Annotated in this window: 10 protein-coding genes; 3 read left to right on the top strand and 7 right to left on the bottom strand. The window is 46.1% G+C overall.

Annotated features, from left to right (window positions below):
* The first annotated feature begins 36 nt into the window (after positions 1 to 36).
* Positions 37 to 606, top strand: coding sequence for an RNA polymerase sigma factor (locus ACVBDY_RS20280; protein ID WP_447177298.1), 570 nt, complete (start codon positions 37 to 39; stop codon positions 604 to 606).
* Between the two features lie 542 nt (positions 607 to 1,148).
* Here the strand turns inward: ACVBDY_RS20280 and ACVBDY_RS20275 are convergent.
* From ACVBDY_RS20275 to ACVBDY_RS20250, 6 genes are all read right to left on the bottom strand, one after another.
* The gene (locus ACVBDY_RS20275) at positions 1,149 to 2,333 is read right to left on the bottom strand and encodes a heparan-alpha-glucosaminide N-acetyltransferase domain-containing protein (protein ID WP_447177297.1); all 1,185 of its coding nucleotides are present in this window, start codon (positions 2,331 to 2,333) and stop codon (positions 1,149 to 1,151) included.
* 99 nt (positions 2,334 to 2,432) lie between these two features.
* Entirely contained in the window at positions 2,433 to 4,223 is a 1,791-nt protein-coding gene (locus ACVBDY_RS20270) for a glycoside hydrolase family 5 protein (protein ID WP_447177296.1), read from the bottom strand.
* A gap of 22 nt (positions 4,224 to 4,245) precedes the next feature.
* Positions 4,246 to 5,811 carry a glycosyl hydrolase family 18 protein gene (locus ACVBDY_RS20265; protein ID WP_447177295.1) on the bottom strand — a complete coding sequence of 522 codons (1,566 nt, stop codon included), beginning with the start codon at positions 5,809 to 5,811 and terminating at the stop codon, positions 4,246 to 4,248.
* 96 nt (positions 5,812 to 5,907) lie between these two features.
* On the bottom strand, positions 5,908 to 7,239 hold the full coding sequence (locus ACVBDY_RS20260) for a glycosyl hydrolase family 18 protein (protein ID WP_447177294.1): 1,332 nt from the start codon (positions 7,237 to 7,239) through the stop codon (positions 5,908 to 5,910).
* A 17-nt stretch (positions 7,240 to 7,256) separates the two neighbouring features.
* The gene (locus ACVBDY_RS20255) at positions 7,257 to 8,858 is read right to left on the bottom strand and encodes a SusD/RagB family nutrient-binding outer membrane lipoprotein (RefSeq protein ID WP_447177293.1); all 1,602 of its coding nucleotides are present in this window, start codon (positions 8,856 to 8,858) and stop codon (positions 7,257 to 7,259) included.
* 16 nt (positions 8,859 to 8,874) lie between these two features.
* Positions 8,875 to 12,066 carry a SusC/RagA family TonB-linked outer membrane protein gene (locus tag ACVBDY_RS20250; protein WP_447177292.1) on the bottom strand — a complete coding sequence of 1,064 codons (3,192 nt, stop codon included), beginning with the start codon at positions 12,064 to 12,066 and terminating at the stop codon, positions 8,875 to 8,877.
* Positions 12,067 to 12,520: 454 nt separating this feature from the next.
* Between ACVBDY_RS20250 and ACVBDY_RS20245 the strand changes: the two genes are divergently transcribed.
* Both ACVBDY_RS20245 and ACVBDY_RS20240 read left to right on the top strand, forming a co-directional pair.
* A complete protein-coding gene (locus ACVBDY_RS20245; RefSeq protein ID WP_447177291.1) occupies positions 12,521 to 15,106 on the top strand; it encodes a heavy metal translocating P-type ATPase in 2,586 nt (861 codons plus the stop codon).
* Between the two features lie 64 nt (positions 15,107 to 15,170).
* Complete coding sequence (locus tag ACVBDY_RS20240; RefSeq protein ID WP_447177290.1) at positions 15,171 to 15,557, top strand: cupin domain-containing protein; 387 nt, start codon at positions 15,171 to 15,173, stop codon at positions 15,555 to 15,557.
* Positions 15,558 to 15,562: 5 nt separating this feature from the next.
* Here ACVBDY_RS20240 and ACVBDY_RS20235 read toward each other — a convergent pair whose 3' ends face one another.
* The gene (locus ACVBDY_RS20235; RefSeq protein WP_447177289.1) at positions 15,563 to 16,846 is read right to left on the bottom strand and encodes a hypothetical protein; all 1,284 of its coding nucleotides are present in this window, start codon (positions 16,844 to 16,846) and stop codon (positions 15,563 to 15,565) included.
* Between the last annotated feature and the right edge of the window lie 113 nt (positions 16,847 to 16,959).

Genomic DNA, 16,959 nt, shown 5'->3' with positions numbered 1-16,959 from the left:
GGCCGAATGCCCGAGTCCACTAAAAAACCGATTCCTATGGAAACCAAAACCGAAAGACCCGTATTAAAGAAAGACTGGGACCTGTTTTTTACGGGTGATAATGAAACACTTTACTCCTGTTTTTATCTCTTTTACAACGATCTGTACAGACTCGGACTGTTCTGGTTTAAGAACCCGGATATTGCGAGGGAAAGCATTCACAACCTGTTCCTTGAATTATACGAAGTATGGGAGGTGCCCCGGAATGTCTATAACAAAAAACAGTATGTGCTCACCGTATTCCGGAAAGTGAGTTACAGGACCTATAACAATTATGCCTCCAAAGACGCTGTGGGGAGGCCGTTTGAAATATGGGCGCCGGACGGGCATAAGGAAGTTTCTTATGAAGATTTCCTCATTGCATCGCAGGTAGAGGATTATAGGAAAAAACAGTTACTTCACGTATTGCATAAGCTCACCCGGCGGCAGAAAGAGGTTATCCGCCTTCGTTTTTTCGAAGGACATTCCTACCGCGAAATTGCACGGATGACATCCCTCAGCGAACGTACCATTTACAATACCCTGCACAATGCCATCTGTTATCTGCGCAAACATCTTACGTATTGATTTGAATCCCATTAACGGGTCTTATTCCCCAACACCTGTCATGATCCCCATTATCGGGATATCGAAGGACTCTGCACAGAAATGAACTAAGGTTTATTTGTTCGAATATTTTGTGGGCCTCTCCATGCAATTCTTTGTGAACCTTTGTGCATTTTTTGTATAATAACACATATAATACAAAGAGCCACAGAAATACATAAGTCGATCTTCTTTTGAGATATATTAAATACCCGTTATTTTTTTATTGGTGAGGTAGAAGAGCTGGAAGGTTGTTCCCGGAATCAAAGGAAAAACAGAACGGAACCGAATGGCGATGTGAACCAGGAACGACTATACTGCCTTTCCATAGAATTATACACGACCTGTTGATGTTCTTTGTCAATGAACTGTCTTGCGACAAAATTCGGTGTTGTTCCGTCCTGTTTATAAAAAGTTAGAGTTAATTTCCACAGAATTCTCCGTGTAACTTTGTACCTGCTTTGTGAAATCTCTGTGGTAAAATAAAGCCTGTGATCCGGAAAACCACAAAGTTTTTCGCAATTTTATATTTTTAGCCTGATCCTTTTCTTTTCCAGAAGCCCGGTGATTGTTATGATGAGAAAAGCATACAAAAGCGATTTGCATATCCCCACCATTCCGGTGCGCAATATTTCGGGTAATTGCCAGAAGAATAATGTCAGCAGGGCATTGTGGAGGTACGGGAGGAGGTAACAGGTAAGTGTGCTGGTTCCGGCAGGGCTTATCCAACGGTACCATCCCGACCATCCTTTAATATCGGTGATCCATACCATCAGGGCATATCCGGCCATGCTGATGCCCGAACACACCAGTACAAAAGAAGGCGTGGCCAGGATTTTGGATATGATCCATTCTTTACGGGCCAGTAGCCCCAGGGCTATGAAAACTATGGCCATCCCCGAGATGATCCATAAGAACTCCCGGTTATTTTCCCGATATCGTTGATATATCAGTGACACTACAACACCACAAGCCGTGAGAGCAGTAGAGGATCCGTTGCCTAAAAACCACAGGTAGGGGCGAATACCATCTATAGGAGAGAGCACACCGGAATGCGAAGCGATGTTAAACAGGATCAACCCGGCGAGGGTGATCGCTTGTATCCACAACCGGCCCTTGGAAAAGAGGAATATGATGCTCACCACAAAATAACTCCAGCCTATTTTTCCGAGAATTCCCCACCAGTAGTTCTGCATCCCTGTAATATTACCGCTATCGTCCTCTCCTTTATAAAGTATGGCCATAAGTAACAGGATAATAATTCCTGCGGCTTTAAGTATAGAAGGCCATCGTTTTTTCTCCCTGGGATAATCGAGCCATACCAGGAAAAAGCCTGTGGTTATGCAAAACAGCCATACCCCTTTTGGAAGCAGTGATGTTGCCGAATAGTGTTCCAGGTTTACGAGAAAAAGTCCCATGACCACCAGTGCCAGGGTTCGGATGATGATGTGCCAGCCTGTTTCTGCCTGTGTATGTCCTTTTTTGGTCCTGTTTTGTATGGCATAAGGAACGGACAATCCCACAATGAACAAAAAGGCGGGGAAAATAGTGTCGGCAAGACCTAAACCGTCTTCCTCTGCGGCCCGGTGACCGATCCATCCCGGAATATCTTTTAGTGTCCAAAGGGTGTTTACAAAGATCATCAATAACATGATCAGCGCGCGAAAAGCATCGATGGATAATAGCCTGTTTCTTTTGTTGTTTTGCATTGTTTATGGCATTTTAAGACCCGTACCCCATCGGCACGGGCCTTTCTTGACATTTGTTTATGTTATTTCGTTCGGAAGGGATATGGTCATTATCACGGATCAGTCATGTTGTGCGATACGCTCCACACGGATATCACTCAGGGTGTAATTCAGGGTATTGCCCGCGCTGTCCGATCCGGTGAACAATACGGCATCTATCCTGCCTTCGTTGTCCAGCTCTCCCGTGCTTACGAGGTCAGGGGAACCGGAGTGAGTAACGAATTGATCGTTCACCACCACATGATAGGAGTTGGGTGCTATATCATAACTAGCGGTTCCCCGTTGGTATGTTTTGGTGGAAGCTGTATTGTTACAGTGTATTTCCACATCCATAGCGGTAGTCCTGGAAAAGTGGTCCGTATCGGCAGCACGGTGAAAGTAACTTCCCCCGGTTTCATAGCGGTATTCGGCATTGGTACAGCAATTGCCTACGAAAAACCTTATGGCGCCGAATAATCCTTCCTGTTCGAAGTTGGTATAGGCTTCGGTACCGGTAAAGATATCGGCCGAGGAATTTCCCAGGGCAAAAACGGCGGTACCCTGTGTACTGCTGTTGAAATCTACGGTAAAATACAGGCTTGTGGCAGCGGAACCTTCTGCGATCTTGTAGAGGGAAAACTTGTTGGGTGTAGCATTGTTGCCCGCCCCAAGGTTAAGTGTTGATCCGGATAAGGTAAAACCGACGCCTGCCGAAGCAGCGGTACTTACCTGGGCTGTTCCCGTAGGGGGATAGGACAGGAACCCCGGATCTTCTTCAGAGGAAGCAGACGTTTTGGTAACCCCGGAGGGCGGATAACTCGTACCGGAACCCGTACCCGATCCCAGGTCGTAATCCCATATGGCTTCGTCTTTGAAATGGGCTTTCATGAACACCCCGGAGACTTTCAGGTTGTCATGTGTCCACGGGCCGTCGGGACAGGTGCCGTTTTTCCAGACGGCACCGCTTAGAGGGCTGTCGGAATAGTTCCAGTTACACCAGGATATCTTGTTGTCTGCAAGGAAATTAAGCCACTTCTGGGACATGTCAAAATTGTTCTCTCCGTCGCCCCAGCCGTCCTGCGTACCGAATTCGGTGACAAATACCGGGATACCGGAGCCGAGAGCGCTGGATACATATCCCATACGGTCGATCTGCCCGGGGTCGGCGGCATAAAAGTGCATGGTGTACATGACGTTGTTATAACTGAGTTCATTGCCTATAACCCAGTCCGGTCGGGAAGCGAATTCGGGTGTCCCCACAATGATTACCGAATTCGGATCGTTATCCCGTATGATAGGAATAATTTCTTCGGCATAGTTCTTTATCATGGGCCAGGTCACCACATGATTATCATTATTAGGTTCATTACAGATCTCGTAGAGTACATTTCCCTTGTCCGCGTGCTCTTCCGAAACATGCTCGAAAAATACTTTAGCCAGGTCGGTATTCGCATTCGGGTCGCCGGGGTGTAGCATGTGCCAGTCAATCAGGGCATAGATACCCCTGTCGTAACACTCTTCGACCAGGCTGTCTACAAACTGGGTGAAGAAAACCGGATCTGTTTCATACCCGCCTTCCTGTACATACATCGATAACCGGAGAATATCAACACCCCAATCATCAACAAGCAGGTCCAGGGACTCTTCGTTATAACAATTACCGCGATATTGCAGGCCGTGGGTGCTCATACCCCTGAGCTGAACAGGGGCTCCGGCATCATCACACAGTTGGGTGCCGATAACCTGGAGGTTGCCATGTGCTCCGAAAACCGGGGTGTGTATCACATTTTCTCCATTGGAACCCAATAATCCGGGATTGCAGGAAACGATAAGGGTGAAAATAACAAGGGACAGGATCACTAGTTTTTTCATAATAAATAGTTTGGTTCGGTAGTTAATTACTGAGGGAAAAATAAACGTCATCTACATAAAAAATATAGGTAGCGGGATTTACATTGCCGGCCATACCGGGAATGCTTTTTACTACGACTACATTGTTTACATCGGTAAGGTCAAAATTTGGGTTTTGAGTGGAAACATCCATGAAAGGGATGGTAATGGCATGCCAGTTGCCGTCATAGGCAAAACCGTAATCCGTAGGATCGAAAGCTGCCATCTGGCCCGCGGCATCTTCCAGGCGTATGATGGTCTCCTGAGGACTGGCGGACTTGAGGGATATATGAAAAGTATTATACGGACTTAAATCCTGATTGGGATCTCCCGGGTAATTGAAATAAGTAGAATAATTGGTTGCAGACCCGTTCCCGGTGGCTTTGGCTTCGATCACCACGCTACCACCGTCGGTCCCCGCATCCGGATAGCTGATATTGGCGGTCATGGAACTGGTATTTAAATTCTGCGAGGATACGACATCGGTTACCGTTCTTTCCGTAAAATAACCTAAAGTCACACTTTCCGGTTGTCCGGACAGCTTTCTGCCGATACCCTGTAAGAGACTCAGGCTGTCAAAAGTATCCTGCGAAAGCTCCCAGATCATAACCCCGGCAATGTTTTGCATGGCATATTCGGTTTTGGCCTCGATAGTGGTGATCCCGTTATATTTATATCCCACATATTCATCTACATATGCAGCAGCGGGGTACTGGCTTACTATATCTTTATAGGAAGTGCCCCCGGTGCCTACAGTGTTTGTGTAACCGTAAAAAGGAACACCCAAAACCAGTTTTTCTGCCGGACAACCGAGGGCGAGCCATGTTTGTATATGGCTTACGGCATCTGCATAAGTGGAATGATGTCCTGTAGTTCCCCAGCCGTTATCATAAGACATGACATTGACATAATCAAAATGGGGTATGGAAGAAACAGGTATCCTTCCCCCGGTGTACGTTGCCGTGGCACATGTGACTAATTTCCCCAGGGGATTCAGGGCATCTCTGAGATCTTCTATAAAAGGAGTATAATATCCGGCATTGACCAAAGCCTGTAACCTGGCGCCTTCAATATCCACATCAATACCGTCCAGGTTAAAATACTGAACAAATGCCGATAGGTTACTGACCAATGTTGCCCGGTTGGAAGGTTGCAGAAGTGTTTCCCAGTCTCCCGCACATACGGGCTCCGAACCTCCTCCCAAAGAGGCGAGAACTTTCACGTTTTCCTGGTGTGCCTTGTTTACGACATACGTAATGTCTGATGCCGAAGCATTACTGCATGTTGGTTCTCCGTTGGATAAAACCGCTCCGGATACATCCGGGTTAACGAAAGCGATATTGATGTGTGTAACGATATCCAGGTCCGTATTGTCTATTGTATTTTGCATATTGACATACGTGGGAATATACCCGATAACCACCTTATCGTTATCTTGTACCATACTGACCAGATGATGTGACTCGGGGTCGGGATTTTCAACAAGTTGTTGATCTGAATTGCAGCTCCATAAAAACGGAGCGAATGCCCATAAATTGGTTAAAAACCAAATGCTTTTTTTACGTATCATTTTTTTAAATTTTTGGTTAGTTCATATTTTTCACTGTTGTATTCCTTACATTGAAAAAGACTGCTATAGCTGTCCCTGAATTGGCTTTTAAGGGCTTTAATTCAATGTATTGTACAAGGTTGCGGTAAGCGAGTTTGTACCTGTAGTATCGTAATCGCCCGCCCATATATAAGCTCCGAGAAATTGGTTTTCTTTAATGTACTGCGCTTTTTGTTCTACCAGCGGGACACCGTTGTAATACACGCCATAGGCGATGTCTGAGAATTCGTTAGCATAAGCTTCCGGGTCCTGGATGAGAATATCGTTGTAGGTCATATAGGCATACGATCCCCAGCTGGCATTATTGCCGTTCTCGTCAATTTCGTCATACCGGACACCGAAGGCCGGGATTCCCAACACTATTTTGTTTGTGGGAATACCGTGTGTATTTGCCCATATTTCAGCCCCCTGCACCATATATTCGTATGGGGAAGACTGTCCCAGCGGGGCGCCGGGCCCTACGTGGGTTCCGTTTTCAAAAGCCCTGACATTAAGCCAGTCGGCATCCGACAGGTCCGTGTATTCCCAATGTACCCAGTTGGTGGCAACCGTTACGGTAACCAGGGCCTCTTCGGGAAGCGCTTCCTTGAGGGCGTTTACAAAAGGACCTACGGCAGCAGCATTATTTGAAGCAAGAGTAGAGTTCAGGTCGGTCATCATAATCTCTACGCCGTCCATTTTCTTCTCACTTACATAGTTTACGATATTTTGTATCAATAAGTCCCTGGTTTGCGGGTCCCGGATCACATTGCCGAAGTCGTTACTTTCATAAAGCGCCCATCCGTCTATGCCCGAAAGCCTTCCGCTGATACCCAGCAGTACGGGTACTCCGTTGAGGTGCGATCGTGCTACGAGGGCATTAGCGGTCTGACCTGTTTCACCAGCTATTACATCCAGGCCTCCACCAGGGAGTACCCTTCCGCATTTAAAAGCCACATGGGTTATAGTGTTCCAGTCGATATTCTCCGAACTGCCTCCTTCGGACAGGTAAGACATCACCACGGAAGTATACGGTTTGAACTCGTATTCTTCCGGACTGACCAGGATAAAAGTATTGCGCGTGGCCATATCGTCCCCGTTCCTCACTTCGAGTACCAGCTCGTATTCGCCTCCTTCTTCAGCAATAAAGGTATAGTCTTCTTCTTTGGACATGACCTCTCCGTTTATCTTCCAGCTGATATCCACTTTTCCGCCGGGCGAGAATGCAAGATCTTCGAAAGTAACTTCCTCGCCTACATTGATAACATAGGATGGTATGGAAAAAACGCTTGTAGGGTCAAAGATCCTCGGAAAGAAGTCACTGCTATAGCCGTCATCATCCGATGTGCTGCATCCCGAAGCGGAAAGCACGAGCATGACCGGGATGATATAAATCCATATTTTTTTCATTGTTTACGTTTTTAATATTACTGTTCAACATCCCACCATACCCTGGCATTCCAGGTATCTTCTCCCCCGAGGCGGTCTACGGCTTCCTGGTAATGAATGGCATTTTGTTCCTGTTCGGTAAGCGGATATTCAAATCTGCGCGGCGTGGTCGTGGTGGTGGACTCACCGGTTACGGAAGATGGCAATACGGGGTAACCTGTCCTTCTCCAGTTGGCAAAAGCTTCCGGGCCGTTGAGTAAAAGGGCGATCCAGAGTTGGGTGTTCACGACTTCCAGTTCTCTTCCCGGTATTAAAGGGACACTCTGAATAAAATCGTCGATTTGTGTATCCGTAAACGTGGGGCCTCCGGGAAAGAAGCTCAACTGTTGCAATGCTGCCCGGACACCATTTTCGTAATGTCCCTGGGCACTTTCACCAAACTCCTGCCCGAACCGCAATGTGGCATCGGCGAGTAGAAATTCTACCTCGGCGTAGGTGAGATGCAGGTAAGGAGCGTTGTTTGCTATGAGGAAATTGGCGATCTGGGCTTTCTGCTCATTGTTGGTTACCATATACGTCTCGCCCGAAGGGAGCGTAATCTCGAATTCGGCCTGCCAGTTATCCCACAAGTATTCGTTGCTGTTTACCCCGGTAAACCCTATCACTTCACTAACCTGCTGGGTAATATCTGTTCTGTCGAAAGGGCGAAAGGCATAAGTCTTGTAATATCTCGCTATTTCCGGTAGCCTTGGATCATTGGATTCCCGCATAATGTCGATCAGTGTATTAGATATCCTGGAAAGCTCCTCACTTTGGTTCAGGGCGGCAGAGAGTCCGTTACCCCGGATATCCTGATAATCGTTTTGAATGTCTTCGTGCTGCATCATGCATGTTTCCGAGTTGTTTTCCAATACTCCTGCATCGTAGGCTTTTTTGGCTTCTTCTTTGGCGCGCTGCGGATCTACTTTTACCAGCCGCATGGCAAGCCGTAGGTGCAGGGAATTGGCAAATTTTCGCCAGGCCTCGATATTACCGTCGTAAAAGAAGTCGTTTTCGATATTATCTGCAGAAGGGTCAAGCTGGGCGGAAGCTTCACTTAATTCCTTGAAAAAGTCATTGTAAATGTCTTCCTGTCTATCATATACGGGCCGAACGATACCTTCGTTGTATCCCTTGCCCGCCTCGCTGTAGGGAATGTCGCCATACAGATCGGTAAAGCGGGCAAACAGGTATACTTTCATAATACGGCATATGGCGTTAAGGTTGGACTGACCGTCCTGGGCATTGGTCCTTTCTACGGCATCTACTATATTGAGCAGGTGAGCGTTAAAAGTATTCTCCCACGGGTATGCCATATATGGTTTGTTATAGATATAGAATTGTCCGTAACGGTTGGCCCATATTCCTCCCACATGCTGTACGAGAGGCATGGTCAGCATCACACTGGTCCTTTCATTGACCCCCAGACCACCGGAATAACTGAGTTGCACCAGGTTGAGTTGCTTTTCGGGGTCCAGGTTGCTGGAACGTATGGGGTCTATATTGGTATCTCCGAAGTCGTTGCAGGCACCCAGTACAATCGCAAATAATGCAGTAACCAGCGCTCTTGTGCAGTAGTTTTTAGTTGTAATTAACCTCATCACCTTCATTATTTAGTTAAAACTTGATTTTAAAATTAAAGCCCATGCTTCGGCGGGACGGGAGCGATCCGTATTCGAGCCCTTGTCCGTTACTGTTGTTGTAATTGGAGTCGGGATCGATATTGGGAACGGATTTGTAGATGATAAACGGATTCCTGCTTACCAGCGCTATGCTCAGGTTGCTCAGGCCCCATTTGGAAACCAGGGTGGATGGTAGGCTGTACGAAAGTGTCAGTTCTCTCATTTTTACATAGCTGGCATCATAGATGTAAGGTATGGCGATGCCGTTACCGTCGGAATAAATACCCGACCAGTATTGAGAAGGGTTCACAGCCCTGGTGTTCTGTTCGTAAACCGGGTTACCATCACCGTCTGTCCCGGTTTGGACCACACCTTTCGGAATATAGCCAAGACCGGCTGTTCCCATTTCTTCTTCGGTCATACCGCTTTCCTGTCCGCTGATCCATTCTTCACGTCCTTCCAGGGTTTTTTTGGACAGTCCGCGTATATCGGCAAAAAGGTTGCTCATCGCAAATATTTCCCCGCCGAGTTTTACATCCAGGTTGGCGGTCAGGGTAATATTCTTGTAGCTGAAAGCGCTGTAGAGTCCGCCGGTCCATTTAAAAGTACCCTGTCCGATGACCTGGCGTTCTTCGCTTATTACAGGCATCAGCGTATTGGAATTGAGTATGATATTGCCCTGCGGATCTTTTTGATAGCCATATCCGAGTATGGCGCCATAGGGGGCGTTGGGCATAGCTATTACCGAAACCCCCATCCACCGGGCATCGGCCAGGGAGAGGAATGGTACTCCTTCCGCAAGAGATTCTACCTTATTCTCATTGAAGGCCATGTTCATGTTGAGGTTCCACTGGAAATTCTTGTTCATAACGGGCTTGGTACTCAACACGATCTCTACGCCTTCGTTGGTCACCACGCCGGCATTGATCATCTGGTAAGTAAACCCGGAAGAAATGGGAATGGGCACACGGTTTATCTGATCCCGGGAACGTTGGTTGTAATATGTGAGGTCCAGTCCTATCCGGTTTTTAAGGAATTTGAGCTCCAATCCGGTCTCGAAAGAACGGGTACGGGTAGGTTTCAGATCGGGATTGGGTAAGGTAGTCCCTGCTACACCTCCTACGGACGTTCCGTTAAAAGAAAGTGGATTGAGTTCATAATAGAGATCCAATTGATACGGGTCGGTATCATTGGCGACTTCTGCCACTGAAGCCCTCACTTTACCGTATGACAGTATATCATTTTTTAAATTAAAGGCTTCCGTGAAAATGAAACTGCCGGAGAGCGAAGGGTAATAATACGTGTTATTGTCTACGGGGAGGGTAGAAGAGGCATCCTGTCTTATGGTGGCATCCAGGTACAGGAACCTTTTATAGCCTGCATTTAAAAGCAGGTAGGCCGAATTGTTCTTTTTCCTGTAATGGGTAGATACTATGGATTTATCTGCAAAGCTGTTGGGGCTCACCACGTCCGTAACTGTCATATTCAGGAATTCCCAGGCATCTCTTTTATTGCTGATGCGCGAAAGACTACCTCCAAGTTTTGCGGAGAAATTAAAATTGGGGGTGAACTGTTTTTCAAAACTGAGCAATACGTCGGCTTCTGTCGTAAAATAGGCCTGGTCGTTCATATTGAGCCTTCCTGCGAGAGATCCCGGAGTGGTTCTCGGGGCAAATTTCCGAAAATCGAGATAGGTAATATCCGTGGACAGTCGACCTTGTATGCTGAGCCAGTCGTTTATGGTATAATTGGCCTGGATCATTCCCATAAACCGGTTCTTTTTGGTGGTATTTTCCATTTCATTGATCACCCAGTAAGGGTTCAACCGGTATTGTCCGCCGCCCCAGTTGACGTAAGTGCCCTCTTCGTCCTTGTAATAGTCTTTAAAGAGCGCCTGGTCTACGTTATTGGCGAGCCCTATGAAATTGTTCCCTATGTTGCTGGGATCATCTGCCAGCCCCGGGCGATTATTTACTTTTTCTTTGAGGTAAAAAGCGCGGCCGGAGACTTTCAGTTTTTCTCCCAGACTGGCACTCCCGTTAAAGGTGAAAGAATTTCTCTTAAAGTCACTTCCGGGAATAATGTCGTCGTTTTTCATATCCAGAACGGCAAGGCGGAACGAAGCCCTGTCCGAATAGCTGCTCAGGGCTATATTGTTGCTATAGGTAATACCCGTCTGAAAAAAATTGCTGATATTATCCTTAACAAGAGCATACGGACGCTCTACACCATCATAATAAGTCATCATCAGATTTGGGTCCAGTCGCGGCCCGAAATTGGAAAACAGGGTTGAACGGGCTTGTGTTTCATCCTGGGGCAGGGTCTGGTTTCTTCCTTGGCCGTAAAGATGCTGGTGGTCGTCATACCGGGTGAGTTGCTTTTCAAACGTAATAGTACTATTCAGTTCGATACCCAGTTCCTTCTGTTGATCTCCTTTTTTGGTTGTTATGAGAATAACCCCGTTGGCAGCCCGGCTTCCGTAAAGTGCGGCGGCGGAGGGACCTTTAAGAACACTGATCTTGTCTATATCGTCCGGGTTTATGGCAGAAACAGCATCTCCCATATCATAACCGTCACCATACTGGGAACTTGCCACCTGGCCGTAATTGGAATTGTCCATAGGCACCCCGTCTATGACATAAAGCGGTTGGTTACTACCGGTAATCGTCGTATTTCCCCGGATGACCACGCGCGAAGATCCTGTAGGTCCTCCTGCGGTGCTGCTTATCGACAGTCCGGCAACTTTCCCAGCAAGGGCATTGACAACATTGGGGATCCTTACTTTCTGGACCTCTTCCCCGTCTACCTGCGAAACGGCATATCCCAAAGACCTTTCCTCCCGTTTTATGGCCAGGGCAGTAACGATGGTCTCTTCCAGTTCCAGAACGCCTTCTTCCAGTACGATTTCCATAGTGGTTTCGGGGTCTTCCACCGTTACGGATTTTGACCGGTATCCCATCATGCTGAATTCAATGATGTCTCCTTCCGAAGCCTGAATGCTGAATTTCCCGTTATAGTCTGTTATCGTACCGGTTTTTGTTTCAGTATTCTGCAAGGTAACACCCAATAACGGTTCTCCGTCAGCCCCGGTAACTTGTCCTACTACCTGTTGCTGAAAATAATGGTACGAGAGGAGGGGACGAGCTGCAATGGAAGAGCATTCGGGAGAAGATTGTACCCCTTTCATACAAAGCAATGTAAGGCAACAGAAAAATAATGGTCTTGGAGGTAGCCACCGGCATTGTTTTTTTAATAATGTTCTCATCATTTTAGTTAGTTAATGTTAATAAGAATGGAGTAAGTCTCCGTGTGTGCCATATTACATTAAGCAGGATTACCCAGACTGTTCGAGGTATGTGTCGGGCCGTATTTTTGGCAGATACATCTGTGATATTTGTGGTATATATTCGATGGGACGTTTATATATAAAGTGGTACAGATATGATGTTTTTACCAAAAAAGTTTTCTTTTTTTTTAAGAAATGAAGAAAAACAAAGGTTTTACGAGAGATTGAAAAGTACTCTTAACAGGGGAAAATTGTTTTTTTATATGGAAACCCGTAAATTATACAATCCTTTTCTAAAATTGTGTAACACATAAAAAGCACTTTTGTTAGAACTTTGTCGTATAAATTCAAAGAGATGAAGCATACTTATTCGATAACCGGAATGTCCTGCGAAGGATGCAAGAAGCATGTAGAAAATATTTTACAACATATAGACGGTGTAACCGGTGCTGATGTAGACCAGGGGAAATCGGAGGCAGAGGTGGAAATGGAATATCATGTTCCGCTGGAAAAGTTACAGCAGGCCTTTGAAGAGGATGGAGGGCATTATGGTATAAAGATGCCGGAAGCGATACAGGAGCATAAAAGCTGTAGTTGTTGCAGTTCGGGAAAGGATGATCATGCATCACATCATAAGAAAACGGATAAAAAAACTTCCGGCAGTGGCAGTGGGGTTTATTATTGCCCTATGCATTGCGAGGGGGATAAGACCTATGATAAACCGGGAAGCTGTCCTGTTTGTGGGATGGATCTTGTAGAGGCCCCGTCTCTGGAGAGGAAAAAAACGAAATATACCTGCCCTATGCATCCTGAAGTAGTGAAGGACGAGCCCGGTTCCTGCCCGATATGTGGCATGGACCTGGTACCGATGGAGGCCGATGAGGAAGAGGAGGACCAGACCTATAAAAAACTACTCAAAAAGTTCAAGGTTGCTGTCGCTTTTACTATCCCGATATTTTTGATCGCCATGTCGGAGATGTTACCGGGAAACCCGCTGGCAAAACTAATGCCCTGGAAGTACTGGAACTGGGTCCAGTTCGGATTGTCCCTTCCCGTGGTATTCTATGCAACGTGGATGTTTTTCGAAAGGGCATACAAATCGGTTATAAGCTGGAACCTGAATATGTTTACCCTTATTGGTATCGGCGCGGGTGTTGCCTGGTTATTCAGCGTGGGGGCATTGTTGTTCCCGGGAATATTTCCGGAGCAGTTCAAATCGCACGGCGGAACGGTTTATGTCTACTTTGAAGCGGCCACGGTAATACTGACCCTGGTATTGCTGGGACAACTACTGGAAGCCAGGGCGCATGGAAAAACCAATTCCGCCATAAAGGAATTGTTGAAACTGGCTCCTAATAATGCCACTAAAATAGTAGACGGAAAAGAAAAGGTAGTGAGCCTGGACGATGTAAATGAAGGAGATCTTTTAAAGGTGAAACCCGGGGAGAAAATACCTGTGGACGGTGTTGTAAAAGAGGGAGAAAGTGCTATTGACGAATCCATGATATCCGGGGAACCCATCCCGGTAGATAAGAAAGCAGGGGATAAAGTAAGCTCCGGAACTATTAACGGGAACAGGAGTTTTGTTATGGAAGCGGAAAAAGTAGGTTCGGAAACCCTGCTTTCGCAGATTATTGAAATGGTAAATTCAGCCAGTAGATCAAGGGCGCCCATACAAAAGCTGGCAGACAAAATCTCCGGATATTTTGTGCCTGTTGTTGTGTTGGTGGCTTTAATTACAGGTATTGTCTGGGCCGTTTTCGGCCCGCAGCCGGCTTATGTATATGCCTTTGTAAATGCCATAGCCGTACTTATTATAGCCTGTCCGTGTGCCCTGGGGCTGGCCACCCCGATGTCCGTAATGGTAGGCGTGGGCAAAGGTGCGCAGTCCGGTGTATTGATCAAAAACGCGGAAGCGCTGGAACGCATGAATAAAATAGATGTGGTTATTATCGATAAAACGGGAACGGTTACCGAAGGAAAACCTTCCGTGGAAAAGGTTGTTACCGCCGGAGATTCGGACGAAACGGAATTGCTGCAAAAAATAATATCCCTGAACAGCCATAGCGAACATCCCCTGGCACAGGCTACCATGCGATATGCTGAAGAAAAAGGGGTGGAGCCCAATCGGGTAACCGATTTTGAATCCGTTACCGGGAAAGGGGTCATCGCCTACCATGTGGAAACCCACGGCCGAGGGGCTCAAACGGGGTCAGAGGGTAAAGGGAGTTTATTAGCCCTTGGCAATAAAAAACTGATGGAACAGGTAAAGGCCGAGATACCGGCGGATTTACGTAAAAAAGTAAAAACGGAACAACAACAAGGAAAAACCGTATCCTACCTGTCCGAAGGCGACAAGGTTCTTGGCTTTGTGGTGATTTCAGATAAAATAAAGGAAACCAGCAGGGATGCCATTAAAAAATTGCAGGAAGAGGGGCTGGAAGTCATTATGCTTACTGGTGATAACGAAGATACGGCCCGGGCTGTCAGTGAAACCCTGAAGCTGGACGGGTTTAAAGCCCAGATGTTGCCTGAGGATAAGCAAAACGAGGTAAAGCGATTACAGAGTGAAGGTAAAAAGGTGGCCATGGCGGGAGACGGGATAAACGATGCCCCGGCCCTGGCACAAGCAGACATAGGTATAGCTATGGGAACGGGAACAGATGTGGCGATAGAGAGCGCGGAGATAACCCTGGTAAAAGGAGATTTGAATGGTATAGCCAAAGCACGTATGCTGAGCCACAAAGTTATGCGGAATATAAAAGAGAACCTGTTTTTTGCACTGGCCTATAATACGCTGGGTATTCCTGTGGCGGCCGGGGTGTTGTACCCGGTTTTCGGACTGTTGCTTTCCCCGATGATAGCCGCCCTGGCCATGAGTTTCAGTTCGGTGTCTGTCATTGCCAATTCACTTCGCCTGCGGAACACGAAAATTGGATGAAAACAATCTTTTTTTGGGCCTGTTGCCTCCCGTTCCACTGTTTATTCCTTAGTTTTGAAAACATATGAATAAAAATATAATGGCTATGGAGGCATCAGAAGATAAAAGCGAAGTGTTCTTTACCTCGTCCGAAACACCCTGGGAAAAAGTAGATGAAGGTATCGAACGCCAGTTCGTAGGATATGACGATCGTATTATGATGGTGAAGGTGAAATTTGAAAAAGGAGCTGTGGGTTATGTACATCATCACTATCATTCCCAGGCGACTTATGTGGCTTCGGGAGTATTCGAAATAACCATAGACGGGAAAAAGAAAACCCTGAAAGAAGGCGATGGTTTCTTTATCCCGTCTGATGTGCCTCACGGGGCCGAGTGTTTGGAAGACGGCATGCTCATCGATGTATTCAGCCCGGCGAGGGAGGATTTTCTGGAAGTTATCCGAAAGGGTTGATAAATTTATCGGTTGAACGGATATTCGTTGATCCAATGAAAACCTCTATTGATAAGGAGAAAATCGTTGAGGTCCTTTTTTTTCAGCGTAATGTCCATACGATCCTTTCCGTAAGTACCATTGACATAAAGCATGCTGTCCCGGACTTTGTAGGTGAAGGAATGTGTGCTGGTTGTATCTTGCCACGATGTTAGCGTAAGGGTGTGTTTTAGAGTATCCGTATTATTTTGAATGGGGATGATTTTGTCGTTCATTTTTACAATGCCTGTACTGTTGCGGTCTATTACCATTCGTTTCCACCGGAGCGTATCTGTTAGCAATGGCGCAATGGTATCGCCGTTATATATAAAATCCTTTACGTCATAAATTCCATAGAGAGCCGGAAGTGATGCTTTGTCCCTGCGTTTTGTATAGTATTCGTTAGTATTGATGACTCGGGGAATAACAAAATAAAGTATGAGGATTCCTTTGAAAACGTATCCGGCAATGCGGGCCTTTTTATGCGAAGAATACGAGAATATCTGTACCGGAGGTGCGGTCTTGTTGAACAGGAAGAAATTCAAAAAAGCTTTGATATGAGCACTGAGAATAATGGCACAGATAAACATGAGATGGAAAGACAGAAGCTTCACCGGGACATCATAACTCATATTCATTAAAAAGACATTGAGCATAACTCCGAAGCCTACAAGAGCTCCCAATCGTTCTGTTCGTCTGAAAAGCAATAAAATACCTCCCAGGGCTTCTGCAATTCCGGAGAATCTGGTATAGGTGTCGGAGTACTCCATAAAATTCCACATAAGCCCCATCGGGGAGGAGTCACCATACGTTTTTATGAGGTCGAACAAACTCAAATTGGAAAATTGTGTCGGAATAATTTTTATAATTCCATATGTCAGTAGGAGAAAGGCGGTATAATATCGTAGAAATACAATATGATAACGGAATAATTTACTGTAATGTTCTCTTTTTCTATCCGACACAGACCAGATAATAGTTCCTGCTGCAGCAATGACAAGCTGGACAAATACCCGTAGGTAGGCTAAAGTTATATCTCCGCTGCCTCTTCCGCTTAATGGCAGTTCCTCTGCAATATGGAATATATGATCAGCCGTCCATAGCGATAACCATTGCCAGAATTGACCGATCCAATGGGAGAGATATTGCCCGTAAGGAATATAATTAACAGGAAACGGTAAGGTGTAGAATAAGGTATAAAGAAAGATAAACCGGAACAGTACTTTTTGAGCCGTGTTCCAGCGGACGGCTTGTAGTATATTAGTTGTCATAATTTAATGGATTGATGGACAACTAAATAATATAATTTTTTTGAAAAACGAAAACGGATTAAAAAAATATTAACAAAAAAGTCCGGAGTTTTTAGAATAAACCCCGGACTTTT

It is taken from the genome of Sinomicrobium halophytocola (assembly GCF_052983395.1).
This window is presented reverse-complemented; position numbering and strand designations above follow the sequence as displayed.